Raw genomic sequence first — 23,821 nt, 5'->3', positions numbered from 1 at the left:
TAATGAACATCAAAAAACTAGTCGATTTAAATCTTAAAGATAAAAGAGTTTTTATTCGCTCTGACTTGAATGTCCCTATTCAAGATGGAAAAATTACCTCCCCTAAAAGAATTCTAGCTTCGATTCCGAGCATTACATTTGCACTTCAAAAAGGCGCAAGTGTTATGGTGACCTCTCACCTGGGCAGGCCTGAAGAGGGAAAATTTAATGAGAGTGATTCGTTAAAGCCCGTAGTAGAGTTCTTAAAAAATCATCTTGATTATCCAGTGCGTCTTGTTTCAGATTGGGCTATTACTCCCTTTGATACAGCTCCAGGCCAGCTAGTAGTTTTAGAGAATTGTAGATTTAATATTGGCGAAAAACGAAATGATGAAGTTTTAGCAAAAAAATATGCTTCACTCGCAGATATTTTTGTCATGGATGCATTTGGGACAGCACATCGCAAAGAAGCATCAACTTATGGTATTGCAGAACACGTAGATATTGCATGTGCAGGTATTTTATTTTTGGCTGAACTAGAAGCCCTTGAAAAAGCCCTATTAAACCCCTCAAGACCTATGATTGCTATTGTAGGCGGTAGTAAAGTCTCATCTAAGTTAAGTATATTAGATACATTGTCTGACAAAGTTGATCAGCTTATTGTCGGCGGTGGAATTGCAAATACTTTTATCAAAGCGATGGGTTTTGAAGTCGGTAGCTCTTTGTTCGAAGAAGAACTCGTACCTGCAGCAAAAAAAATTATTGATAAACTATCTAAGCGTGGTGCATCGCTGCCTATTATTTCCGATGTTGTTTGTGGTAAGAAATTAGACGCAAATGAAAGAGCCACCACAAAAAATATTAAAGACATTAGCAAAGATGACATGATCTTTGATCTAGGAAAAGACTCGGTGGATGAAATTGTGAAATGTATTCACAATGCTAAAACTATCATTTGGAACGGTCCTATCGGTGTATTTGAATTCGTTCAATTTGCAAAAGGTACTGAAACAATGACGCGAGCAATTGCAGACTCGCCCGCATTTTCATTAGCAGGCGGCGGTGACACTATTGCTGCAATTGAAAAATTTAAAGTTGCAAAAGATATTTCATATATTTCAACAGCAGGTGGCGCATTTTTAGAGTTTGCAGAAGGAAAAAAACTTCCTGCAATTGAAATCTTAGAAAGAAGATTTTAAATGCCAGAAAATCAATTAATAGCGACATCAATTAAGAGTCTGCCTTTACTTCATAAAGGCAAGGTAAGAGATATTTATGAAATTGATGATAAACATCTATTGATTGTTACAACAGATCGACTATCTGCATTTGACGTTGTAATGAGTGAGCCGATTCCATTTAAGGGATTTGTTCTTACACAAATGGCTGATTTTTGGTTTAATAAACTCTCTTTTGTCGTTGCAAATCATTTGTCTGGTATTGCCCCGGAAACCGTCGTAGCTGAAAATGAAGTAATTCAAGTAAAAAATCGCGCCATTGTGGCGCGAAAATTGAAGGCGTTACCTATTGAAGCAATTGTCCGAGGTTATTTGTCAGGTAGTGGCTGGAAAGATTATCAAAAAACACAATCAGTGTGTGGCATAAAACTTCCAAAAGGTTTAAAAGAGTCTGCAAAATTAAGTGAGCCTATATTTACACCTTCTAGCAAAGAAGCAGTTGGCAGTCACGATGAAAATATTTCATATGAGGAATGCGAAGCTCGTGTCGGAAAAGATATTGCATCCCAAATTCAAGAAATTAGTATTAAGTTATATCAAGAAGCATCAAACTTCGCTCTCACAAAGGGCATTATTATCGCAGACACTAAATTTGAATTTGGTTTGGATGATCAAAATCGTTTAGTGCTTATTGATGAAATATTAACGCCAGATTCTTCTCGGTTTTGGCCGCTAGATCAATATCGCGAAGGCGCTTCTCAGCCAAGTTTTGATAAGCAATTTATTAGGGACTGGCTAGAAAAAAGCGGATGGAATAAAACACCGCCGCCCCCTTCATTACCCGAAGATGTTATTAACAAAACAAGTCAAAAATATTTAGAAGCCTTTAAAAAACTTACAGGCCAAGACATTAAAAAGTAAATTGACTGAAATAAAAAAGGCGCCTTGATTAAGGCGCCTTTTTTCATTTAACAATTAAAGAAGCGGCACAATAAGAAGAGCCACTATATTTATAATTTTAATAAGCGGATTAATGGCTGGGCCAGCAGTATCTTTGTAAGGATCACCTACGGTATCTCCTGTAATGGCTGCTTTATGGGCTTCTGAACCTTTACCGCCATGGTTACCATCTTCAATGTATTTTTTTGCATTATCCCAAGCACCACCACCTGTGCACATCGAGATAGCTACAAATAAACCGGTCACAATCGTTCCCATGAGAAGACCGCCCAATGCTTTAGGACCTAAAGTTAAACCTACAACAATTGGCACTGCAACAGGAAGCAGTGAAGGCACAATCATTTCTTTAATTGCTGCTGTCGTTAACATATCTACGGCGCGCGCATAATCAGGTTTGCCTTTACCAGTCATAATGCCCTTAATCGTTTTGAATTGACGTCTTACTTCTTCAACGACTGCACCTGCGGCTCTTCCTACAGCTTCCATAGCCATCGCAGCAAAAAGGTAAGGGATAAGACCGCCAATAATTAATCCAATAATAACTAACGGGTCACTTAGATCAAATGTAGTTGCAATACCTACCGATTCTAATTTATGTGTGTAGTCTGCAAAAAGAACAAGCGCTGCAAGACCGGCTGAGCCAATTGCATAACCTTTAGTAACTGCTTTAGTTGTATTGCCAACAGCATCTAATGGATCAGTCACATCACGAACGCTTTTAGGTAGGCCGGCCATTTCGGCAATGCCACCTGCGTTATCGGTGATAGGACCGTAAGCATCTAATGCAACAATAATACCAGCCATACTTAACATGGATGTAGCAGCAACTGCGACACCATAAAGACCTGCAAGATCATGAGATACGAAAATTGCAATACAAACAGATATAACAGGCAAGGCTGTTGATTTCATTGAGATGCCAATGCCAGCAATAATATTTGTTGCGTGACCAGTTTTAGAAGCACGTGCAACGTGTCTTACTGGCTCATAATCTGTGCCCGTATAATATTCCGTAATCCATACTAAAGCTGCTGTTAGCACTAGGCCTACGATACATGCTTGGAATAAAGCCATAGATGAAACATTTACATTTTGGATTGAAACGCCTTCAGGAAATACAAAGTTTGTTACATAGTAGAAAGCTATAAGTGAAAGTCCACCGGCAACGATGAGACCTTTATATAAAGCAGGCATTACATTTTTCATTTTAGGCGTTGCTCTTACAAAGAAACATCCAACAATCGATGTCACGATAGAAGCTGCACCCAATAGAAGCGGATAAATAATTCCGCTTGCGCCACTATTTGTAATCACGAGACCACCAAGGAGCATGGTTGCAATTAAAGTTACTGCATAAGTTTCAAATAAATCTGCTGCCATACCTGCGCAATCACCCACATTGTCACCGACGTTATCTGCAATCACAGCAGGATTTCTTGGATCATCTTCTGGAATACCAGCTTCAACTTTACCTACCAAGTCAGCACCTACATCGGCGCCCTTAGTAAATATTCCACCACCTAAACGGGCAAAAATTGAAATAAGTGAGGAACCAAAAGCGAGCCCAATAAGAGGATTTAAATTGGTTGCGTCAGCCCCGCCTAAGTACATATAAAATCCAGTGACTCCGAGAAGCCCAAGCCCAACGACTAATAAACCCGTGATAGCACCACCCTTGAAAGCTACATCAAGTGCTGGAACGATGCCTTTTGTGGCGGCTTGTGCTGTTCTGACATTCGCTTTGACTGAGACATTCATGCCAATAAACCCGCAAGCGCCCGATAGGAAAGCGCCTACGACAAAACCTAACGCAGTATCTTTTGAAATAAAGATGCCAATTAAAATGGCTAGCACGACACCTACGATCGATATGGCTTTGTATTGTCTTGCGAGATAAGCCTTTGCCCCTTCTTGAATAGCCAGGGCAATTTCTTGCATTTTTGCATTGCCAGCAGGCAGTTTAAATATCCAAGCGCTCATCACTGCACCATAAAGAATTGCCAATAGTGCTGCGCCAATAATAAGGTTAAGTTCTGACATACATTCTCCTAAATTTTGGAAATCTTAAAATGAAAAACTAATTTAATAAATTATCACATTCAATAACTTTGTGACTAGAAAACTAGATATTTTAATTACAAATTATCCTGCGAAAATCATTGACAAGCCGATTAAAAATAATAAACAAGCGAATATTTTTTTTAATGATAAAACGGAAATTTGATGAATCCATTTTGTTGCTAATCTAACGAAAATGAGACTTGAGGATGTCATCAATATAAGTCCAGGTAGATAGATGTAACCGATACTAAATTGAGGAAGCTGGCTAGCGTGTAGGCCATTTTTGATAAATCCAAAAGAAGCGCCTAACCCGATAAATATGCCTAATGAGCTTGAAAGTCCGACAGCAAGCCGTGGATTAACTTTATGATAAATGAAATAAGGTACAAACATTGTTCCGCCTCCAATCCCAATAACGGTCGAGATAGAAGCGATGGTAAATCCATAAATGTTAGCAAGAAATACCGACGGCAATTGAACAACACTTTTGATTATAGGTGCCTTAAAAATCTCATAGGCAGCAAGAAAAGTATAGGCAATAAAAACATGTTTAATAAGTGTGATATTTAAATGAGGCATGACAAAAGCCATAATAGTTGAGCCTAATAAAACCCCAGGGATATAGGGAACGGCTGTCGACCATTTCATATTATTTCGTTTTGTATGGTAGAAGCTTGACATCCCTCCTGTAAAAACAATGGAAGCGAGTGATGTCCCAATTGCCATTAAAATCGATTGATCAAAGGCAAGTTGATGAAAATGAACTAGGACAAAGGTCAGGACGGGGACGATGATAAGGCCGCCGCCAATACCTAGGAGCCCTGATAAAATCCCGACGATACTTCCAGCAATGATAAGGATGATCGCTTCAGTCAGCATTGGTATGATGTTTAATCAATTTAATAAGGCGATGTCTTAAAGGCGAATCTTCGAGGTTATTTAATAAATTTTCTAAGGCAAATTTAGCTTGAGCAGGAAAGCTTTTATCTCGAGGCGGGGTGATTTTGGAGTTTTTAATTACTAATTTTATTTTTAAGGATTTAATGGGATTAGCAAAAGGGATTTCTTTTTTAATGCCTTCATTCAAGTCCTTAAGCAGCGTGGACTCGATAAATTTTAATTTACTCGCAATGCCACTATTTTCAACATAAATGGTCAAAACATCATCTTGAATCCCACCGACATGAGATAAAGGGGCTAGTTTGCTTGGAGCTTTGATAGACCATAGCTTTTGGTAGCCAGAAATAGAGCGATTTTTCTCTCTAATCAAGGAAAATACTTCACTTTCCAAAAGCTTGTTCACGGGCTTCATAAGTTATAATTATCTATTATTTAAGCTAAATTTTAGATTTCAATGCGAATTATCTTTGTAACAAATAGTACATCAAAGCCAAAAAGTGTCCATTTAGTGACTTTTATTGCCATACTATTTTTGTTCTTTATTGGTTTCATTCAAGGGATTAGCTGGCTTGATTCAAAATATAACGGCGACGTTGAAGAAAAAAAATCATTAATTAACCTTAAGCTTGACCTTAATTTGGGAAGTTTTCAAAAGAATTTAGATGTTTATGCAACTCAAATTGGCGAGCTCCAGGCCCGATTGATGCGCATAGATAATCAATCTCAAAGACTGCAAGACTTTGCTAAAGAAAAATTAAAAACAAATGAAAAAATTCCCAAACCAGCCCCTATCAAATCATCTGGCCAAGGGGGTCCTTTTGTTCCTGGAAAGAATTTTTCAGAAGCTGAGCTTCAGTCATTTATTGATAAGTTAACGCTCGATATTGAAAAACACGAAGAGCACTACAATAATTTAGAAGCTATTTATCTAAAACAAAGTGTGTTTAAAGATACTTTGCCAAATGCTTCACCGGTTAACGCACCTTTTAATTCATCTAGCTATGGCTGGAGAGTAGATCCTTTTTTAGGTGTGAGAGCTTTTCATGAAGGATTAGATTTTAGTGCAGACGCTGGCCAGCCCATTAAGGCAACTGCTGCAGGCATAGTGATAGCAGCTGAAGTCACGCCTGAGTATGGCAATATGGTTAGGATCTCTCATGGATCTGGCCTTGAAACAAGATATGCGCACGCGTCTAAATTATTAGTTAAAGAAGGTGATCGCATTAAAAAGAATCAAGTTGTAGCATTAGTAGGCAATACTGGAAGGTCGACAGGCCCTCATCTTCATTATGAAATCAGAATGAATGGTGAGTCTTTAGATCCTCGAAAATATCTACAATATTAATTATTTCAAATTATTTCGATTAAGAATATTCACATTATGTTAAAGACCCTTGTTAAGAATTTATTTGGAAGCAGAAACGACAGGCTTCTCAAAGATTATGGCAAAAAAGCCCAGCAAATAAATGCACTAGAAGATGCAACTAAAAAACTTAGTGATGCAGCTTTAAAAGCTAAGACCACTGAATTTAAAAAACGGCTTAACGAAGGACAAAAGTTAGATGATTTATTAATTGAGGCTTTTGCTGTTGTCAGAGAGACAAGTCGACGCGTATTAGAAATGAGACACTTCGATGTTCAGCTCATTGGGGGCATGGCGCTTCATGAAGGAAAAATTTCAGAAATGCGAACAGGTGAAGGTAAGACGCTTGTTGCAACTTTACCGATATACCTTAATGCGCTTTTGGGTAAGGGCGTTCATGTCATTACTGTCAATGATTATCTTGCTAAAAGAGATGCAGAATGGATGGGCCAGATTTATAGATTCTTAGGTCTTGAAGTAGGTATTAATCTATCTAATATTTCAAGCGAAGAGAAGAAAAAAGCTTATGAGGCTGACATTACCTATGGCACAAACAACGAATTTGGTTTTGACTATCTCAGAGATAATATGATCTTCTCAAAAGAAGAGCGTGTTCAGAGAAAGTTACATTACGGTTTAGTAGATGAAGTCGATTCAATTTTAATTGATGAGGCTCGGACACCTTTAATCATTTCAGGGCAGGCTGAAGATAACGTTGATCTTTATACTAAAATTAATTTAGTTGTGGCAAAGCTTTCTAAACAAAAAACCGAAGAAGAAGGCGGTGATTATTGGATAGATGAAAAAGCACATCAAGTAGTTCTGTCCGAGAGTGGTCATGAGAATGTAGAGAAGCTATTAATTAAAGCAGGTCTATTGTCTGAGGAGTCGAGCTTATACGATGCAACCAATATTTCGCTCGTTCACCATATCAACGCATCATTAAAAGCTAGAAACCTATTCAATAAAGATCAACATTACGTGGTGAAAGACAATAGCATCATTATTGTCGATGAGTTTAGCGGAAGAATGATGCCTGGCCGCAGATGGTCAGAAGGTATTCATCAAGCTGTTGAAGCAAAAGAAGGCGTTGAGATACAAAAAGAAAATCAAACGCTAGCCTCTATTACATTCCAAAATTATTTTAGGATGTATGAGAAATTATCTGGTATGACAGGCACAGCTGATACTGAGGCTTTTGAATTTAATCAAATCTACGGACTAGAAACCATCATTATTCCTCCGCATCGAACCACGCAAAGAAAAGATATGATGGATAAAGTATATCGCACCTCACAAGAGAGATATGCTGCCGTGATTGAAGATATTAAAGCATGTCAAAAAATTGATCAGCCCGTATTAGTCGGAACTACTTCGATTGAAAATTCAGAGCTCATTTCAGCATTACTTACAAAAGTAAAATTAAAGCATCAAGTATTGAATGCAAAACATCATGAAAAAGAAGCGCATATTATTGCGCAAGCAGGCCGTCCTGGGATGATTACTATTGCGACGAATATGGCAGGTCGCGGAACAGATATTGTACTTGGTGGAAGTATCGAGGCTGATATTCATGAAATTAAATTAAACGATAAATTAACTGAAAGCAAAAAAGAAAAAGAAATTAAAGACATTAGAGATGCATGGAAAGAACAAAACAGCTTAGTGGTTAAAGCAGGCGGTCTTCATATTATCGGCACTGAAAGACATGAATCAAGACGTGTAGATAATCAATTAAGAGGCCGTGCAGGAAGACAAGGAGACCCTGGCTCGAGTCGCTTCTACTTATCATTAGAAGATTCGCTATTAAGAATATTTGCATCTGATCGCGTGTCAGCCATTATGGAAAAGCTAAAAATGCCAGAAGGTGAAGCGATCGAACATTCATGGGTCACAAAAGCTATTGAAAATGCACAAAGAAAAGTCGAGGGTCGTAATTTTGATATCAGGAAACAGTTGCTTGAATATGATGATGTTGCAAATGACCAAAGAAAAGTGATTTATGAGCAAAGAAATGAATTGCTTGATTCAGATCAAACTGCTGAAACAGTTTCAGCAATGAGAGCTGACGTTCTTCGTAATCTTTCACAGAGTCATATTCCACAAGGCAGCATGGAAGACATGTGGGATATTCCTTCCTTAGAAAAAGTCTTATTCTCAGATTACGGATTAAGTCTTTCTATCCAAGGATGGATAGAAAAAGAACCCCAGATTAATATTGAAGACATTTATGACAGAGTTATTTCTCTTGCGAATAAACAATATCAAGAAAAAGAATCTTTGGTAGGTGCGGATGTCATTCGACATTTTGAAAAAACGGTTATGTTGCAAAGTATAGATCACCATTGGAGAGAGCATTTATCTTCACTTGATCATTTAAGACAAGGGATTCATTTACGTTCTTATGCACAAAAAAATCCGAAACAAGAATACAAGAAAGAAGCTTTTGAATTATTTGGGTATCTTCTAGATACCGTGAAGTCTGAAGTGACTCGCATTACGATGGTCGTGAAGATTAAGAACGAAGATGAAGTTAATGAGATTGATAAAAAAAATAAAGATGAAGTTAAAAAGTCATCGAGCAAAAAAGCTGACACAGAAGACGTGTTACCTAAAGTGGGTAGAAATGATCCATGTCCATGCGGAAGCGATAAAAAATATAAACATTGCCATGGCGCTTTAGAATAGTCAAAGAAAGTTAATTGTGTTGACTGAATCTCCTTGTATTGGCGTTTGTCTCATCAATAAAGAGCACCATTTTTGTGAAGGGTGTTTTAGAAGCCAAGATGAAATTGCTCAATGGATAGCGTTAGATGAAACACAAAAAAAAGAGATTGTTGAATTAGCATCTGAAAGACAGATTAAGCTTATTTCGTTTTAGTTTTTAAGCTTTTTTTTATATTCGCATAAATCATAAATGACGCAAACACCACATTTTGGTTGTCTTGCAATACAAGTGTATCTTCCGTGTAGTATCAATAAATGATGCGCATCTTGCAAAAATTCTTTAGGCGTTAATTTAATTAATTTTTTTTCTACTTGAAGCACATTTTCTCCTGGTGCTAAGTTAATGCGATTCGCAATCCTAAATATATGAGTGTCTACTGCAATAGTCGGCTCATTAAAGATAGTATTTAAAATAACGTTCGCAGTTTTTCTTCCTACCCCAGGAAGCGCTTCAAGAGCTAATCGATCTTGAGGTACTTCACCTTGAAATTCCTTTTCAATGATCTTCGCAGTTTCAAGTATGTTTTTAGCTTTTGTTTTATATAACCCAATTGTTTTTATACAAAGCTCAACATCGCTTAATTTCATTTGGGCAAGTTGTTTTGCATTAGGCGCTTTATTAAACAACAACAAGGTTGCTTTATTGACTGATTTATCAGTGGCTTGAGCAGATAAAATAACTGCGATCAGAAGCTGGAAAGGTGTCTGGTAAATAAGCTCTGTCGTAGGATGGGGTGTAGCTTTAGATAGCGCCTCAAAAATTTTAAATCGCTTTTGAGGGTTCATAGGAAATGGACTAACGTGTTTCGATACGATTTTTTAGTGCGATGAGACAAGCCAGCCCAATAAATGCTCCGGGAGGTAAGATAGCCAAAAGAAAACCGTTGTAATCACTAAAAAAATGAATTACTAAATTGCTGGTAGAAGCGCCAAATATGAGATCAATACCAGAAAATAAAGTACCTTTACCAAAAAATTCCCTCATTCCACCAAGAAGTGCCAACACCAGAGCTAAACCAAGGCCCATAAAAAGGCCATCAAAAAAAGAAGGGACTGTTTCATTCTTGGCTGCAAAAGATTCAACGCGCGCTAATACAATACAGTTTGTAACGATCAGAGGAATGAAAATGCCTAAAGCTTTGTAAAGCGGATGAATATAAGCATGAATACTGAAATCGATGATTGTTACAAGTGAAGCTATGATAAGAATAAAAACAGGTACTCTAATTTCAGTGGGTATAAATTTTCTAATCGGCGAAACAGAGGCGTTTGATGCAGCCATTACCAGGGCTGTTGCTATCCCAAGACTTAAACCATTGATCAAAGAAGTTGTGACAGCAAGAGTCGGGCATAGTCCAAGCAGTTGAACTACTCCGGGATTTTGCTTCCAAAATCCATCAAATGCAATTTTCTTAATATCGCTCATGATGCAAATAACCTTTTTTTATTTTCTTTTGAGTAAAGAAGACATTTATACGTCGATTTAACGACAGCTCGAGACGTAATCGTTGCCCCAGATACATAGTCAAAATCACCACCATCTTTTTTAACGGCCCATTGTTTTTCTGATAATTTATCTAAAGATTTGAAATCAAAATTTTTAATCCACTGGCTTTTATCAATCTCAATATAATCCCCCAAGCCTGGTGTTTCTTTGTGGGTAATAACTCTTACACCCAATATTTTATCTTCTTGATCAATACCTACAAGTGTTTTGATTTCGCCACTGTAGCCATCAGGCGCAATAGTTTCAATAATCACTGCAATCACTTGATTATTTTTTTTTGCTCGATAAACATCAATATTTTTTTTGTTTCCGAGGAGGGGATTAGGCTCAATAGAGATTGTATCTTTGACAAGATTGTTATCATAAAGATTCGCCGGAATTACTTGGTTTAAAAAAATTCTTTTTGCTTTTGCATCACTTTCTTCAATTGGAGATTTTGTCATAAAGTAGAAAATACTAAGAGCCGTTGATGCTGCCAAAGAAAAGATAATCATAATTGTTGCGGTGATTGATATTTTCTTAAAGTGATCTTTAAACATATATTTATTTATGACCGAAAATTCTTGGTTGAGTGAGGCTGTCAATAAGAGGCACACAGATATTTAAAAACAATACCGCAAATGCAATCCCTTCTGGATAACCACCGAAAAGTCGAATGATAAGTACTAATAAAGCTATGCCCATACCAAAATAGATTTTTCCTTTAGGCGTTGTTGGGGCGCTTACTGGATCGGTGATAATAAAGAAAGCGCAGAGGATACTTCCACCGCTCATAATGTGAAACAGGGGGGAAGCAAATGTATCAGGTGAAATGACGTTAAATACTAAAGCTGAAACAAATAAGGTGGATAAAAAAGCAACAGGTAAATGCCATGAAATAATTTTCTCTTTGAGCATATAAAGACCACCAGCAAGATAACCTAAATTAATCAACTCCAATCCTCTTCCACCAACAAAACCAAATATTTTGTCTTGTTGAATCGTTGCTAAAGGGTGATTCAAAGTCAGTTGCGTTTTAATGTAATCAAGAGGAGTCGCAGAGCTCATTGCATCGAAGGTTTCTTTTGACAATAAGTTGCTATTAAAAATAACTTTAATTTGATCCAACCAGTCTGTATGACCAATCATAAGATTGGAAGGTATTTGCCAGTGCGTCATGATCGATGGAAATGAAATAAGTAAGATTGCGTATCCCACCATAGCTGGATTAAATAAGTTGTAGCCGAGTCCGCCGTATAAATGCTTACCAAAAATAATACAAAGAATTGTACCTAAGACAATAATCCACCAAGGGGCTATGGATGGAATAGAGAGGGCGAGAAGCCAAGCAGTGACGAGTCCGCTGCCATCTAGAATAAACGGTTTGATCGGTAATTTTCTTATGGCAAGAATGGCACTTTCAGTCAATATGACTGTAACAGATGCGAGAAGAATATTTATAATGACGCCTAAACCAAAAACATAAACATACAAAGCTATACCAGGAATGAGAGCAAGCAAAACCTTAAGCATAATTATGCTGATTGAAGGTGCATTAACAACGTAAGGAGATCTATTTTCCATATTAGTTTTTTATATTTTCTTGTTGGGTTTGTTTAACTCTATCCATAGCCGCAGCAATTGTTGATTTTTTCTCATCATCAGCTTGCTTCTCCTGAGCTCCTAGGGCTTTTTGTGCATTTCTTTCAGCACGTTCTTTTTTCTCCCTTTCTATTCTTGCAAGCCTAAAGTCATTTCTTTCTCTGGCTGTGTTTGCAGCTTCTTTCGATTTATCTTGCGCAATAATTTCACTTTTTGCATATCTATAAAATTGTACGAGTGGAATATTACTTGGGCAAACATAAGTACAGCATCCACATTCAATACAATCGAATAAATTGTAATCTCTGGCTTTTTCAAGCTGAGAAGATTTTGAAAACCAATATAATTCTTGAGGCTGTAAGTTAACTGGGCAGGCATCTGCACATCGAGCACAACGAATACATGGCATCACAGGTTTTGGCGCAGGGAATAATTCTGGTGAACTTTCGATAACACAATTCATCGCTTTAGTAACAGGCACATGAATTGATGGCAAATCAAATCCCATCATAGGGCCACCCATAATAAATTTTTTTGTTTTGTTCGGAGAACCACCTGCAGCAATTATGAGTTCTGATAAAGGTGTTCCGAATAATGCTTCATAATTTTGAGGTACTTTAACGGCCCCTGTGATTGTCACAATTCGACTGATAGATGGCTCCCCAAATTCAAGATATCTATAGATAGCTGCTACCGTAGCTACATTAAATACTTGAATACCCAAATCTACAGAGCGCTTTTCTTTTGGAACTTCTATACCCATTAAGAGATAAATGAGTCTTTTTGCATCGCCGCTTGGATAAAGTGTTGGAACCACTTTAATTTCAATGGACGTTTTTTGAGCTGCTTTTTTTAGCGCTTCATAGGCTTCAGTTTTATTATTTTCAATACCGACTACACACTCTTTTGCGCCGAGGATCGTTTGGGCAATTAATGACCCTTGAATAATTTCATCAGCTCTTTCTCTCATTAACATATCGTCACAAGTGATGAATGGTTCGCACTCTGCAGCATTAATAACTAAAGTATTGATGAGCTGACTTTGATTTATTTTTAATTTCATGTGGGTTGGAAAAACTGCGCCACCTAAACCCACAATTCCTGACTGAGAAATCGCTTCAATTAATTTATTGCGGTCGAGTGTTTTCCATGAGATTGGTTTTTTTTCAACCCATGTGTCTTTAAAGTCTGGTTCGATTGTGATACAAAAATCAGGCAGGCCGGATGGATGAGGGAGTATTTCCTCACTGATTTTTACGACCTTCCCAGATGTGGGCGCATGAATCGCCGCGGAAATATTACCATCAGCTTCGGCAATAATTTGACCTTTAAGCACTTGATCGCCGGGTTTGACTTTAAGTTTTGCAACATGACCGACATGCTGCCTTAAAGGAAGTATTAATTTCTTTGGGATAGGTAATTTTGCAATAGGAAGGCGAGTTGATACGGTTTTGTTTTCATCCGGATGAACGCCACCATTAAATTTAAAAATATTTTCTAATTGCATAACAAACCCATCAGGCCTTTTGAGTTTTTTGAATATTATAGATAGGATATTTCCATTTCCATGATGCAGAATTCTCATGAACAGGCTCCATGGTAATGCAGTCTACTGGACATGGAGGTAAGCATAATTCGCAGCCGGTGCATTCGCTTGCGATAATAGTATGCATTTGTTTTGCTGCACCTAAGATAGCATCTACTGGACATGCTTGAATACATAAGGTGCATCCGATGCAAGTAGCTTCATCGATAAGCGCAACTGATTTTGGTTTCTGAACACCATGTTCTTGATTGAGCGGTTTAAACTCCACCCCCATGAGTTCTGCTAAAGCTTTAGCGCCAGCATCGCCTCCAGGAGGACATTGGTTAATATCAGCTTCGCCTTTAGCAATCGCATTGGCGTATGGTTTGCAACCTGGGAAGCCACATTGGCCACATTGTGTCTGAGGAAGAATAGCGTCAATTCTGGCAACCATAGGATCGCCATCCACTTTAAATCTAATGGCGGAATAACCTAAGACCAATCCTAAAAGGATGGCGAGAAAAATCATCACAAGAAGTGCGGTAACCATTAACGATCCAAGCCCGCGAATCCCATAAATGCAAGACTCATAATGGAGGCTGTTACAAGCGCTATTGCAGTCCCTTTAAATGGCACTGGTATTTCAGCGCCTTCTAAACGCTCTCTTATGGATGCAAATAGAATGAGCACTATTGAAAAACCAATAGCACCGCCGAATCCAAATAATGCGGATTCTATAAGAGTATGGCTTGATTGCGCATTCAAAAGAGGGATGCCTAATACAGCACAATTGGTCGTGATGAGGGGTAGAAAAATACCCAGTAATTGATAAAGCAATGGAAAGTTTTTTTCCATTAACATTTCAGTGAATTGGACAACACCCGCAATGACTAAAATAAATGAAAGCGTTCTCAGGTAGACAAGATCATTTGGCTCAAGAAGGTAATGATTAATTGCCCAGCTTGTCATTGAGCCTATAGTTAATACAAAAGCTGTGGCGGCAGACATGCTGACTGATGTTTCTAGTTTCTTAGATACCCCCATAAAAGGGCAAAGCCCTAATATTTTTACTAACACAATATTATTGACTAATACCGTACTAATGATGATTAAGAAATAGTGTTGAATCATAAAGTTAAATTATACGTTTAAAATTGCAGAAAATATTTATAGCTAAGAACTATGACTATTATGTCTTTTGGAAGTTTAGGATCTTTTTCCCAGTTGAAATATATCAATAATTCTATATTACTTCAAAGAATAAAGTTTTATAGCAATATAACTATTTTATATATAATAAATGATCAATTTTTTTGGTGTTTAGCTATTTAAGTTAAAATAGCGACTTTACTAATTAATAGCCAATCTCATGTCACCTCAAGGCAGTATTGTTGCAATTGTTACCCCAATGTTTCCTGATGGAAGTCTTGATATCCAAGCGCTTCATGGATTAATTGATTTTCATATTAATGAAGGTACAGATGGCATTGTGATTGTAGGTACAACGGGCGAATCGCCCACAGTGAGTTATGAAGAACATTGCCAGCTTATTGAAACGACCGTAAAGCACGCCAATAAAAGGATTCCAGTCATAGCGGGCACGGGCGCAAACTCAACTCTGGAAGCTATAGACCTCACAAAAGAAGCAAAACGTCTGGGTGCAGATGCTTGTTTGTTAGTGACACCTTATTACAACAAACCGAATCAGGCAGGGCTTTTGCAACACTTCACTAAGATTGCTAATGAGGTTGCCATTGATCAAATTCTTTATAACGTACCTTCTAGAACAGGCTGTGATTTACAAAACGATACAGTATTAAAATTGAGCGAAATTCCAAACATTGTTGGCATTAAAGATGCAACAGGAGATATGACTCGGGGCATAGATCTTATTAAAAGATTGCCTTCCCATTTTTCAATCTTAAGTGGCGATGATGCTACCGCGCTGTCCTTTATGCTTCTTGGTGGCAAAGGCGTTATTTCCGTTACAGCAAATGTCGCCCCTAAATTAATGCATGAAATGTACGCTTGTGTCATGTCTAAACAGAACGAAAAAGCCATCGAAATCAATCAGCAATTGTTTTCTCTTCACACAAATCTATTTATAGAGTCGAATCCAATCCCTGTAAAATGGGCACTTAAAATAATGGGCCTTATTAAAGAAGGCATTCGTTTGCCTTTAGTGGAACTTAATCAAGAGCATCACAAAATTATTCAAACTGCTATGAAGGAAGCTCATATTCAATGAAATTAATCGCGCAAAGTAAATGGCTCTATGCACTACCGTTATTCTTACTCTTGAATGGCTGCGAAAATATTCCTTTTGTAGAACAAGTCACCGCCCCTGACTATAAAGCGACTGGGAGATCTCGCCCACTCGAAGTGCCTCCTGATTTAACTTCAGCTACAACTAATGATGCATATGCGATTCCAGGCTCTACGAGCTATTCAGAATTTAAAAGTGGCCAGGTACAAGATAACGGTCAGCCAAAAATTTTACCTAATCCAGAGGGTATGAAGATTGTAAAAGCGGGCGCTCAAAGATGGCTCGTCGTTAATGCACCTGCAGAGAAAATATGGCCATTGATCCGAGATTTTTGGTTAGATATGGGGTTTGCAGTTAAAAAAGAAAATCCAGAAACAGGGGTTATGGAGACTGAATGGATTAAGCAAGAAGACCTAAAAGTTGAGGATAAAAAAGGCGCATTAGATAGATTTGATGCATGGCTTGATTCGCTTGCATCAGGTACAGCTAATCGTAAAAAATTTAGAACTCGATTAGATAGGGGGCTGCAGGAGGGAACTACTGAGATCTATATGACGCATCGAAGTGTCGATGCTGCTCCTGATGATGGAAAAGAAAGAGTGAGAACCCCTTACGGTGTTGTTGAAAATGGTTATAGAAATGAAGCCAAGACGCAACCGGAAGTTAAGGGAGATTCAAAAGACGATGAATTGGATGCAGAGCTTTTAAGAAGGCTTATGGTAAAACTCGGCGTAGCAGATAAGCGAGCAAAAGAAATTATTGCTGCACCTGTTAGTCAAAAGAGAGCCGAAATCAAAAAAGAGGCGGATGGAAGCACCTCTCTCGAAATTCAAGATCCATTTGACCGCGCGTGGCGCAGAGTTGGCTTAGCTTTAGACATTATTGGATTTGTGATTGAAGATAAAGACAGATCAAACGGCATCTATTTTGTAAAATATGCCGATGTGGATATTGATGACAGCCCTAAGAAGAAAAAAGGCGTCATAGATTCCCTTATGTTCTGGAGTGACGACGATAAAAAAGATAAGCAAGCTAAAGATACAAGCCAAACTAAAGAAAAGCCATTGTCTGAAAGGCTTAAATTCTGGGGTGGTAGTGAGAAGGAAAAAACTAATCCAGAAAAACAATACCGCATTAAGATCCTCTCTATAGACAATGGGGGCTCTCAAGTTATCATTGAGTATCAGGACGGCAAGAAAAATAACTCTTCTACCGCAAATCGAATCATCTCACTTCTTTATGATCAATTGAAATAAAGATGCAATTCGCATCTTTAGGTAGCGGAAGTGCCGGCAATTCATTTGTAGTTAAGCAAAACAAATCACTTTTAATGGTTGATTGTGGTTTTGCAATTCAAGATGTCATATCTCGATTAGATCGACTGAATGAGACTCCTGAAAATATTACAGGGATTCTGCTAACGCATGAGCATGAAGATCACGTCAAAGGCGCTTTTAAACTAGCCAACAAATTTAAGATTCCCATTTGGCTTTCTTATGGAACTTTCAAAATGTGTGAAAAACATATGATTAAATCTTATGAAATTGATTTCCATATGATTGATAGCCACAATGCATTTGAAATAGAAGACTTTACAATTCAACCCTTTCCAGTCCCTCATGATGCAAGAGAACCGACTCAATTTACATTGAGTGATGGTAATCGTAAATTAGGCATTTTAACGGACACAGGCACTTCAACGCCTCATATTGAAAATATGCTTCAGCAGCTCGATGCCCTCATTATAGAATTTAATCATGATCTTAACTTGCTTGAATCAAGCGAATATACATACAGTCTAAAGAAAAGAATAAGTGGCAAACTGGGTCATTTAGACAATCAAACAGCGGCGGACATTCTGGGGAAAATTCAATTTAAACAATTAAAGCATCTTGTAGCCGCACATCTAAGTGAGAAAAATAATACTGAGGACTTAGTGAAAGAAGCTATTGTAGGAAAAATAGGATGTGAACGAGACTGGATAAAGATTGCAACTCAAGCTGAGGGAACGTCGTGGCAGATGATATAAAAAAAGCCGGTTAGAAACCGGCTTTTTTATTAAAACAATAGATTAATTATCTATTACTTAGCTTCAGCAGCTGGAGCAGCTTCAGCAGCTGGAGCTGCATCAGCAGCAGGAGCAGCTTCTTCTTTTTTGCCGCAAGCAGTTAAACCAATAGCTAATAATAAAGCGATAAGTAGTGAACGTGTCATTTTTAATCCTTAAAATTAATGTTGAATTCGGGGCCTATGAAAGACTCCCTACCAATTATTCTACAACAAAATAAGCGGGATAGTTAATATTATTCAATAAAATCAATAAATCCCGAGAGATAGAGGGGGAGCAAAACTATCCCTAAAGCGTTCAAATCCTTTTTGTTCAAAGTAGACTTTACTGATATTTCTCTGTCATTTGCAAGTTGCTTTAGATGTACGACGCTCTTTTTATCAGTCTCAATCAGTTCACCGTTGATATAAAAATTATTTTTTATAAAAAGCATTCTTGTTTTTGGGTTAAGTTTAAGTGGTTTTTTTATGAGATCTTTTTTAAAAATTTCAAGTGTTAAAGGTTTAGAAGTCTCGAAAACAGCTCCTTCAATTGGCTCTGTCAGTAATTGACCAATAAAAGTATTAATTGATTTCGCATTCCAGCGCAATTGATTCACAATCTGCTGAATTTTTTTTATCATATTTAAATTGATTTCAGCAGGATTTTTTTGAAGATTTAAATTCGGATCTTTATAAAGATCATTTTGATTTGTAATGAGGTTATCTTGAATAAAATCTAAAAATTTAGATTGGATCTCAAATGTACCAGGCGCTCTGAATCCAATAGAATAAGTTAGGCAATCATCACTTTGAGATATACCCCAGTGACCTACATTGGGCGGCAAATACAGCATGTCACCTGGCTTAAGTACCCATGTATTTTTAGTCTTAAAATTAGTAATTATTTTAATAGCCGATTTTTTATCTAAAGAAAATTTCTTTTGATCACTAATTTTCCATTCTCTTTCGCCATGTGCTTGAAATAGAAATACATCATAAGAGTCATAGTGAGGGCCGACACTCCCTTTTTTTGTAGCAAAGCTCACCATTAAATCATCAAGACGAGCATAAGGAATAAATTTAAAAAGATTTAAAAATGACTCAGCAAAAGGAACATGATGGTTAATATTTTGTACAAGCATTGTCCAAGATGTATTGGTTTTTTTAGGGAGATCTGATTTTTTAAAAGGGCCATATTTGACTTGCCAAATACCATGCTTGTATTCAATTAGGCGAGAGATTGCGGTTTCGTTTTGCGCGATTTTAAAAAGATCTTTTTCTGTAATTGGAGATTTAAAATTCTTAATGGCACCCCTAATTAAAAGAGGTTTTTTTTGCCAATATTTTTTAAGAAAGACATCGTTAGATATCTTTCCTAGAATATGATTTTTAGGATTTAATCGCATAATATTTATTTAGCCTTATAACTTCCTAAGTTAAAATAACAGAGTTATGAGCCACCAATTAATTCGTTCGCTATTATTTAAGTTTGATGCAGAATTTTCGCATGACTTAACCCTTAAGGCACTATCTCTTTCTAATAAAATGGGCTTACTGGGCCTCTTAAAAGCCCCTCATCCTTCAAAGCTCAGAACTGTGATGGGCATCCCCTTTCAAAACCCTGTGGGATTAGCTGCAGGACTAGATAAGAATGCAAGCCATATTGATGCCTTAGGTAAATTAGGTTTTGGTTTTATTGAAGTTGGAACGATCACCCCAAGAGCTCAACCAGGCAATCCAAGACCTCGATTATTTAGGTTGCCGGAGGCTCAGGGCATTATCAACCGATTTGGCTTTAATAACATAGGCGTAGATGCTGCAGTTGAAAATATTAGACTGAGTAAATATAAAGGTGTTCTTGGAATTAATATTGGCAAGAACTTTGATACCCCCATAGAAAAAGCAGCAGAAGATTATATTTTATGTATGAAAAAGGTATATCAATATGCAAATTATATTGCAGTCAACATTTCCTCACCCAATACAAAAAACTTAAGAGATCTGCAAGAAACAAAAGCGCTTAATATTTTATTAGCACAACTTAAACAAGAGCAAACCAGATTGAATGATTATTATGGGCGCTATGTTCCTATTGCTTTAAAAATTTCACCTGATTTAACCCTTAAGCATTTAGATGCAATATCGAAAAGCATCATCAAAAATAAAATTGATGGAGTGATAGCGACTAATACAACTGTTAATAGAGATTCGGTAAATGACCTTTTTAATGGAAAAGAAGCCGGCGGCATGTCAGGCAAGCCCTTATTTAATTTGTCCAACTCAATTATTCGCGAGCTTTATTCAAGGCTTCAAGGAGAAGTTCCAATCATTGGTGTGGGGGGTATATTTTCTGGAGAAGATGCAGTTGAGAAAATAAAAGCAGGTGCTGAGCTTGTTCAAATCTATTCAGGTCTAGTTTACCAAGGAAGAAAGCTCATTCTTGATGCTTGCCATTCCATTGGCTAATGATATTGATTAAACCAAGGTTATATACATATAGGCGCTGTCCTTATGCCATTCGATCAAGACTGGCCTTGTATCAAGCTAAGATCGCTTATGAGCCTATAGAAATTTCACTCAAGCATAAATCAAGCGAATTTTTAGCTTTAAGTCCCAAAGGTACAGTCCCTGTATTAGTTGATATCGATGGCGCAGTCATCGAAGAGAGCCTGGAAATTATGCTATGGGCCCTCAGTCAACATGACCCAGAATGCTGGCTTTTAAATGATGAGAATGCTAGCCAAAAACTTATTGATGAAAATGATTTTAATTTTAAGAAAAATTTAGATAGATATAAATATGCTGGTCGCTTTCCGGAACATTCAAAAGAATACTATCGTTCTGAATGTGAAATTTTTTTGAATTTGTTAAACGATAAATTGCAATCTAATAATTACTTAATGGTAGAGCGAATAAGCCTTGCTGATGCGGCAATCTTTCCATTTGTAAGACAATTTTCGTTGGTAGATGAGGATTGGTTTTTGAATTCTAAGTATCAAGAATTAAAAAAATGGCTACACAACTTAATAAACACCCGGATGTTTCAAGAGGTGATGAGGAAGGATTAAGATTCTTGAAGAATAGCTTTATTTTCTTCTTCGAAAATTAATTTCACTTTGTCATCGCTATCAATATCAATAATTACATTACCACCATTAGTGAGCTTACCAAACAGTAACTCATCTGCAAGTGCTTTTCTAATTGTATCTTGAATGAGGCGTGACATAGGTCTAGCACCCATACTTGGATCAAAGCCGTTTTTGGCTAGGTATGATTTGAGATTTTCTGTGAAAGTTGCATCTACTTTTTTCTCATGTAATTGATCTTCAAGCTGCATAAGGAATTTATCAACAACTTTTAGAATGACATCATGGTCGAGGGCTGCAAATGATACAGTCGCATCAAGTCTATTTCTAAATTCAGGCGTAAATAAGCGTTTAATTTCTGCTAGCTCGTCACCCATTTTTTTAGATTGGGTAAAGCCCATAGAAGTTTTAGAAATAGATTCTGCACCAGCATTGGTTGTCATAATCAGGGTCACATTTCTGAAATCTGTTTTTCTACCATTGCTATCAGTTAAAGATCCATGATCCATGACTTGCAAGAGAATATTAAAGATATCAGGGTGTGCTTTTTCAATCTCATCAAGAAGAAGAACACAATAAGGTTGTTTATTAACAGCTTCTGTCATTAAACCACCTTGCTCGAATCCGACGTAGCCTGGTGGAGCGCCTATAAGTCTTGAAACTGCATGCCTTTCCATATATTCACTCATATCGATACGAACGAGTTCAATACCTAGAATGTAAGCAAGTTGGCGAGCTACTTCAGTTTTTCCAACACCTGTTGGTCCGCTAAAAAGAAAGTTACCTATAGGTTTGTTTGGAACGCCCAATCCACTTCTTGTCATTTTTATAGCACTAGCTAAATTTTCAATGGCTTTATCTTGCCCAAAGATAACTGCTTTAAGATCACGCTCTAGATTCTTTAGCGCATGCTTGTCATCATTAGAAATATTTTTTGGAGGGATCTTAGCAATCTTAGCTATGACCTCTTCAATTTCTTTATTAGTGATTACTTTCTTCTGTTTATTTTTTGGAAGTATTCTCTGAGCAGCGCCAGCTTCATCAATGACATCAATTGCTTTATCAGGAAGATGTCTATCATTAATATATTTTGCAGAAAGTTCTGCAGCGCTATGAATTGCTGCAACAGAATATTTTACATTATGATGTTTTTCAAATCTGGTTTTAAGCCCTTTGAGAATATTGATCGTATCAAGAATGCTTGGTTCATTCACATCAATTTTCTGAAATCTTCTTGCTAACGCATGATCTTTTTCAAAGACTGTTCTATATTCCTGATATGTCGTCGCACCAATACATTTAATAGATCCATTCGATAGCGCAGGCTTAAGGAGGTTAGATGCATCAAGCGTGCCTCCGCTTGCAGATCCAGCCCCTATAAGCGTGTGAATTTCATCAATAAATAAAATAGCATCTTTATGTTCATTGAGTTGCTTCATCACAGATTTAAGTCTTTGCTCAAAGTCGCCGCGGTATTTTGTGCCTGCTAACAATGTGCCCATATCAAGCGAGAATATTGTTGTGCCTTCTAAAATGCTAGGCACTTCTTTGTCGACAATTCTTTTTGCGAGTCCTTCAGCAATTGCAGTTTTTCCAACACCAGCTTCACCTACGAGAAGTGGATTATTTTTTCTTCTTCTACAGAGAGTTTGAATCACGCGCTCAATTTCTGAATCACGACCAATCAAAGGGTCAATTTTGCCCGCTAGTACCATTTTATTAAGATTAATAGCATAAGTTTCTAGTGCTTTGCTAGCGGATGATTCTTGATCATTCTCTTGTTCGGCAGATGGTTTATGAGTTTCACCTTCATTTAATTTAGAAACGCCATGTGCAATAAAATTAACGACATCAAGTCGGGTTACCCCTTGTTGGTGAAGAAAGTAAACAGCATGCGAATCTTTTTCACCATAGATTGCAACTAATACATTTGCTCCATTAACTTCTTTTTTGCCAGAGGATTGAACATGAAGCATTGCTCTTTGAATAACTCTTTGAAATCCAAGTGTGGGCTGAGTATCAACTTCATCATCACCAGAAATAGTTGGCGTATGATCGTCGATATATTGGGTTAATTCATTTCTGAGTGTTTCAATATTTGAACCGCAGGCTTTAAGCACTTCTGCTGCAGAAGGGTTATCAAGCATAGCAAGAAGCAAATGCTCAACCGTAATAAGCTCATGACGCTTTTGTCTCGCATCCATAAATGCCATATGCAGGCTAACTTCGAGTTCTTGAGCTATCATAATTTAAATTTAATCAATTCTTTCAATAATACATTGCAAAGGGTGCTGGTGTTCTTTTGCATAGTTTAGCACCTGATTCATTTTTGTTTCCGCAATATCTACGGGGAATATTCCACAAACACCCAAGCCCTCTGTATGTATTTTTAACATTATACGAGTAGCCTCATCAACACTTTTATTAAAAAAACGCTGAATTGTATTCACAACGAATTCCATGGGCGTAAAGTCATCGTTCAGTATAATAACTTTATACATGCTTGGAAGTTTAGTCTTAGCTTTCTTTGGACTAAGCTTTAGGTCTTCAGTTGCATTTACTTTTGGCATGAGCTAAACCCTATTTATTATTGTGATTAAAAAAAATAAAAACTCAAGCAATTCTTCAGGAGAATTTTT

General features: G+C 37.2%; 24 protein-coding genes. 10 read left to right on the top strand and 14 right to left on the bottom strand.

Annotated features, from left to right (window positions below; genetic code table 11):
* The first annotated feature begins 2 nt into the window (after positions 1–2).
* A complete protein-coding gene (locus FIT79_RS05360; RefSeq protein WP_139875884.1) occupies positions 3–1,178 on the top strand; it encodes a phosphoglycerate kinase in 1,176 nt (391 codons plus the stop codon).
* Positions 1,179–2,078: a phosphoribosylaminoimidazolesuccinocarboxamide synthase gene (locus FIT79_RS05355; RefSeq protein WP_139871993.1), complete on the top strand. Its 900-nt coding sequence runs from the start codon at positions 1,179–1,181 to the stop codon at positions 2,076–2,078.
* A 54-nt stretch (positions 2,079–2,132) separates the two neighbouring features.
* Here the strand turns inward: FIT79_RS05355 and FIT79_RS05350 are convergent, their stop codons facing one another.
* The 3 genes from FIT79_RS05350 to FIT79_RS05340 form a co-directional block, all read right to left on the bottom strand.
* Positions 2,133–4,157 (bottom strand): sodium-translocating pyrophosphatase, encoded by a 2,025-nt coding sequence (locus FIT79_RS05350; protein ID WP_139875883.1) that lies wholly within the window; start codon positions 4,155–4,157, stop codon positions 2,133–2,135.
* A gap of 102 nt (positions 4,158–4,259) precedes the next feature.
* A complete protein-coding gene (locus FIT79_RS05345) occupies positions 4,260–5,057 on the bottom strand; it encodes a sulfite exporter TauE/SafE family protein (RefSeq protein ID WP_139875882.1) in 798 nt (265 codons plus the stop codon).
* Complete coding sequence (locus FIT79_RS05340) at positions 5,047–5,490, bottom strand: DciA family protein (protein WP_139870607.1); 444 nt, start codon at positions 5,488–5,490, stop codon at positions 5,047–5,049. The genes FIT79_RS05345 and FIT79_RS05340 overlap by 11 nt, the downstream gene beginning before the upstream one ends.
* Before the next feature lie 42 nt (positions 5,491–5,532).
* On the opposite strand from FIT79_RS05340, the gene FIT79_RS05335 reads away from it, so the two are divergent.
* From FIT79_RS05335 to FIT79_RS05325, 3 genes are read left to right on the top strand one after another with little or no spacing between them, the layout of a single operon-like run.
* Positions 5,533–6,423, top strand: coding sequence for a M23 family metallopeptidase (locus FIT79_RS05335; RefSeq protein ID WP_139868296.1), 891 nt, complete (start codon positions 5,533–5,535; stop codon positions 6,421–6,423).
* 36 nt (positions 6,424–6,459) lie between these two features.
* Complete coding sequence (gene secA / locus FIT79_RS05330) at positions 6,460–9,129, top strand: preprotein translocase subunit SecA (protein WP_139875881.1); 2,670 nt, start codon at positions 6,460–6,462, stop codon at positions 9,127–9,129.
* Positions 9,130–9,148: 19 nt separating this feature from the next.
* Positions 9,149–9,322: a DUF1289 domain-containing protein gene (locus FIT79_RS05325; RefSeq protein WP_223255703.1), complete on the top strand. Its 174-nt coding sequence runs from the start codon at positions 9,149–9,151 to the stop codon at positions 9,320–9,322.
* Here FIT79_RS05325 and nth read toward each other — a convergent pair.
* The 7 genes from nth to rsxA are packed head-to-tail and all read right to left on the bottom strand — an operon-like array spanning position 9,319 to position 14,912.
* On the bottom strand, positions 9,319–9,954 hold the full coding sequence (gene nth / locus FIT79_RS05320) for an endonuclease III (protein ID WP_139875880.1): 636 nt from the start codon (positions 9,952–9,954) through the stop codon (positions 9,319–9,321). The two genes, FIT79_RS05325 and nth, sit on opposite strands and share 4 nt — an antisense overlap.
* A gap of 10 nt (positions 9,955–9,964) precedes the next feature.
* Positions 9,965–10,594, bottom strand: coding sequence for an electron transport complex subunit E (locus FIT79_RS05315; RefSeq protein ID WP_139875879.1), 630 nt, complete (start codon positions 10,592–10,594; stop codon positions 9,965–9,967).
* Positions 10,591–11,214, bottom strand: a complete 624-nt coding sequence (gene rsxG / locus FIT79_RS05310; protein ID WP_139875878.1) for an electron transport complex subunit RsxG — start codon at positions 11,212–11,214, stop codon at positions 10,591–10,593. Before rsxG ends, FIT79_RS05315 begins: the two co-directional genes overlap by 4 nt.
* 4 nt (positions 11,215–11,218) lie before the next feature.
* Complete coding sequence (locus FIT79_RS05305; RefSeq protein WP_139875877.1) at positions 11,219–12,238, bottom strand: RnfABCDGE type electron transport complex subunit D; 1,020 nt, start codon at positions 12,236–12,238, stop codon at positions 11,219–11,221.
* A gap of 1 nt (position 12,239) precedes the next feature.
* The gene (gene rsxC, locus FIT79_RS05300; RefSeq protein ID WP_139870600.1) at positions 12,240–13,763 is read right to left on the bottom strand and encodes an electron transport complex subunit RsxC; all 1,524 of its coding nucleotides are present in this window, start codon (positions 13,761–13,763) and stop codon (positions 12,240–12,242) included.
* A 10-nt stretch (positions 13,764–13,773) separates the two neighbouring features.
* Entirely contained in the window at positions 13,774–14,331 is a 558-nt protein-coding gene (gene rsxB / locus FIT79_RS05295; protein ID WP_139868282.1) for an electron transport complex subunit RsxB, read from the bottom strand.
* A complete protein-coding gene (gene rsxA / locus FIT79_RS05290) occupies positions 14,331–14,912 on the bottom strand; it encodes an electron transport complex subunit RsxA (RefSeq protein WP_139875876.1) in 582 nt (193 codons plus the stop codon). The genes rsxB and rsxA overlap by 1 nt, the downstream gene beginning before the upstream one ends.
* 238 nt (positions 14,913–15,150) lie before the next feature.
* Between rsxA and dapA the strand changes: the two genes are divergently transcribed.
* From dapA to FIT79_RS05275, 3 genes are read left to right on the top strand one after another with little or no spacing between them, the layout of a single operon-like run.
* Positions 15,151–16,029 (top strand): 4-hydroxy-tetrahydrodipicolinate synthase, encoded by an 879-nt coding sequence (gene dapA, locus FIT79_RS05285; RefSeq protein ID WP_139868278.1) that lies wholly within the window; start codon positions 15,151–15,153, stop codon positions 16,027–16,029.
* Positions 16,026–17,303, top strand: coding sequence for an outer membrane protein assembly factor BamC (gene bamC / locus FIT79_RS05280; protein ID WP_139875875.1), 1,278 nt, complete (start codon positions 16,026–16,028; stop codon positions 17,301–17,303). Before dapA ends, bamC begins: the two co-directional genes overlap by 4 nt.
* 2 nt (positions 17,304–17,305) lie before the next feature.
* Complete coding sequence (locus FIT79_RS05275; protein WP_139875874.1) at positions 17,306–18,076, top strand: MBL fold metallo-hydrolase; 771 nt, start codon at positions 17,306–17,308, stop codon at positions 18,074–18,076.
* Positions 18,077–18,129: 53 nt separating this feature from the next.
* Here FIT79_RS05275 and FIT79_RS06760 read toward each other — a convergent pair whose 3' ends face one another.
* Together FIT79_RS06760 and FIT79_RS05270 are read right to left on the bottom strand one after the other, a co-directional pair.
* Entirely contained in the window at positions 18,130–18,261 is a 132-nt protein-coding gene (locus tag FIT79_RS06760) for a hypothetical protein (protein ID WP_262981973.1), read from the bottom strand.
* Positions 18,262–18,350: 89 nt separating this feature from the next.
* Positions 18,351–19,502, bottom strand: a complete 1,152-nt coding sequence (locus FIT79_RS05270) for a JmjC domain-containing protein (protein WP_139875873.1) — start codon at positions 19,500–19,502, stop codon at positions 18,351–18,353.
* A 46-nt stretch (positions 19,503–19,548) separates the two neighbouring features.
* Here FIT79_RS05270 and FIT79_RS05265 point away from each other — a divergent pair, with 46 nt between their 5' ends.
* Together FIT79_RS05265 and FIT79_RS05260 are read left to right on the top strand one after the other, a co-directional pair.
* Positions 19,549–20,562, top strand: coding sequence for a quinone-dependent dihydroorotate dehydrogenase (locus FIT79_RS05265; protein WP_139875872.1), 1,014 nt, complete (start codon positions 19,549–19,551; stop codon positions 20,560–20,562).
* Positions 20,562–21,164, top strand: coding sequence for a glutathione S-transferase (locus FIT79_RS05260; RefSeq protein ID WP_317615541.1), 603 nt, complete (start codon positions 20,562–20,564; stop codon positions 21,162–21,164). Before FIT79_RS05265 ends, FIT79_RS05260 begins: the two co-directional genes overlap by 1 nt.
* Here the strand turns inward: FIT79_RS05260 and clpA are convergent.
* Together clpA and clpS are read right to left on the bottom strand one after the other, a co-directional pair.
* Positions 21,161–23,428 carry an ATP-dependent Clp protease ATP-binding subunit ClpA gene (clpA, locus tag FIT79_RS05255; RefSeq protein WP_139875871.1) on the bottom strand — a complete coding sequence of 756 codons (2,268 nt, stop codon included), beginning with the start codon at positions 23,426–23,428 and terminating at the stop codon, positions 21,161–21,163. The genes FIT79_RS05260 and clpA overlap by 4 nt on opposite strands.
* A gap of 9 nt (positions 23,429–23,437) precedes the next feature.
* Entirely contained in the window at positions 23,438–23,752 is a 315-nt protein-coding gene (gene clpS / locus FIT79_RS05250) for an ATP-dependent Clp protease adapter ClpS (RefSeq protein ID WP_028818171.1), read from the bottom strand.
* Positions 23,753–23,821: the final 69 nt, after the last annotated feature.

The organism is Candidatus Methylopumilus universalis, assembly GCF_006365315.1.
Lineage (GTDB): Bacteria > Pseudomonadota > Gammaproteobacteria > Burkholderiales > Methylophilaceae > Methylopumilus > Methylopumilus universalis.
The sequence above is the reverse complement of the archived record's forward strand: the minus strand, read 5'-3'. Positions and strand labels throughout refer to the sequence as shown.

Coding starts and splice junctions, on each gene's coding strand:
- rsxG (WP_139875878.1), bottom strand. CDS start 11,214: ATGTTTAAAGATCACTTTAAGAAAATATCAATCACCGCAACAATTATG.
- rsxB (WP_139868282.1), bottom strand. CDS start 14,331: ATGGTTACCGCACTTCTTGTGATGATTTTTCTCGCCATCCTTTTAGGA.
- FIT79_RS05265 (WP_139875872.1), top strand. CDS start 19,549: ATGAGCCACCAATTAATTCGTTCGCTATTATTTAAGTTTGATGCAGAA.
- FIT79_RS05270 (WP_139875873.1), bottom strand. CDS start 19,502: ATGCGATTAAATCCTAAAAATCATATTCTAGGAAAGATATCTAACGAT.
- rsxA (WP_139875876.1), bottom strand. CDS start 14,912: ATGATTCAACACTATTTCTTAATCATCATTAGTACGGTATTAGTCAAT.
- FIT79_RS06760 (WP_262981973.1), bottom strand. CDS start 18,261: ATGACACGTTCACTACTTATCGCTTTATTATTAGCTATTGGTTTAACT.
- dapA (WP_139868278.1), top strand. CDS start 15,151: ATGTCACCTCAAGGCAGTATTGTTGCAATTGTTACCCCAATGTTTCCT.
- bamC (WP_139875875.1), top strand. CDS start 16,026: ATGAAATTAATCGCGCAAAGTAAATGGCTCTATGCACTACCGTTATTC.
- FIT79_RS05275 (WP_139875874.1), top strand. CDS start 17,306: ATGCAATTCGCATCTTTAGGTAGCGGAAGTGCCGGCAATTCATTTGTA.
- clpS (WP_028818171.1), bottom strand. CDS start 23,752: ATGCCAAAAGTAAATGCAACTGAAGACCTAAAGCTTAGTCCAAAGAAA.
- FIT79_RS05305 (WP_139875877.1), bottom strand. CDS start 12,238: ATGGAAAATAGATCTCCTTACGTTGTTAATGCACCTTCAATCAGCATA.
- FIT79_RS05345 (WP_139875882.1), bottom strand. CDS start 5,057: ATGCTGACTGAAGCGATCATCCTTATCATTGCTGGAAGTATCGTCGGG.
- secA (WP_139875881.1), top strand. CDS start 6,460: ATGTTAAAGACCCTTGTTAAGAATTTATTTGGAAGCAGAAACGACAGG.
- FIT79_RS05360 (WP_139875884.1), top strand. CDS start 3: ATGAACATCAAAAAACTAGTCGATTTAAATCTTAAAGATAAAAGAGTT.
- rsxC (WP_139870600.1), bottom strand. CDS start 13,763: ATGCAATTAGAAAATATTTTTAAATTTAATGGTGGCGTTCATCCGGAT.
- FIT79_RS05350 (WP_139875883.1), bottom strand. CDS start 4,157: ATGTCAGAACTTAACCTTATTATTGGCGCAGCACTATTGGCAATTCTT.
- FIT79_RS05260 (WP_317615541.1), top strand. CDS start 20,562: ATGATATTGATTAAACCAAGGTTATATACATATAGGCGCTGTCCTTAT.
- clpA (WP_139875871.1), bottom strand. CDS start 23,428: ATGATAGCTCAAGAACTCGAAGTTAGCCTGCATATGGCATTTATGGAT.
- FIT79_RS05335 (WP_139868296.1), top strand. CDS start 5,533: ATGCGAATTATCTTTGTAACAAATAGTACATCAAAGCCAAAAAGTGTC.
- FIT79_RS05315 (WP_139875879.1), bottom strand. CDS start 10,594: ATGAGCGATATTAAGAAAATTGCATTTGATGGATTTTGGAAGCAAAAT.
- FIT79_RS05340 (WP_139870607.1), bottom strand. CDS start 5,490: ATGAAGCCCGTGAACAAGCTTTTGGAAAGTGAAGTATTTTCCTTGATT.
- FIT79_RS05355 (WP_139871993.1), top strand. CDS start 1,179: ATGCCAGAAAATCAATTAATAGCGACATCAATTAAGAGTCTGCCTTTA.
- nth (WP_139875880.1), bottom strand. CDS start 9,954: ATGAACCCTCAAAAGCGATTTAAAATTTTTGAGGCGCTATCTAAAGCT.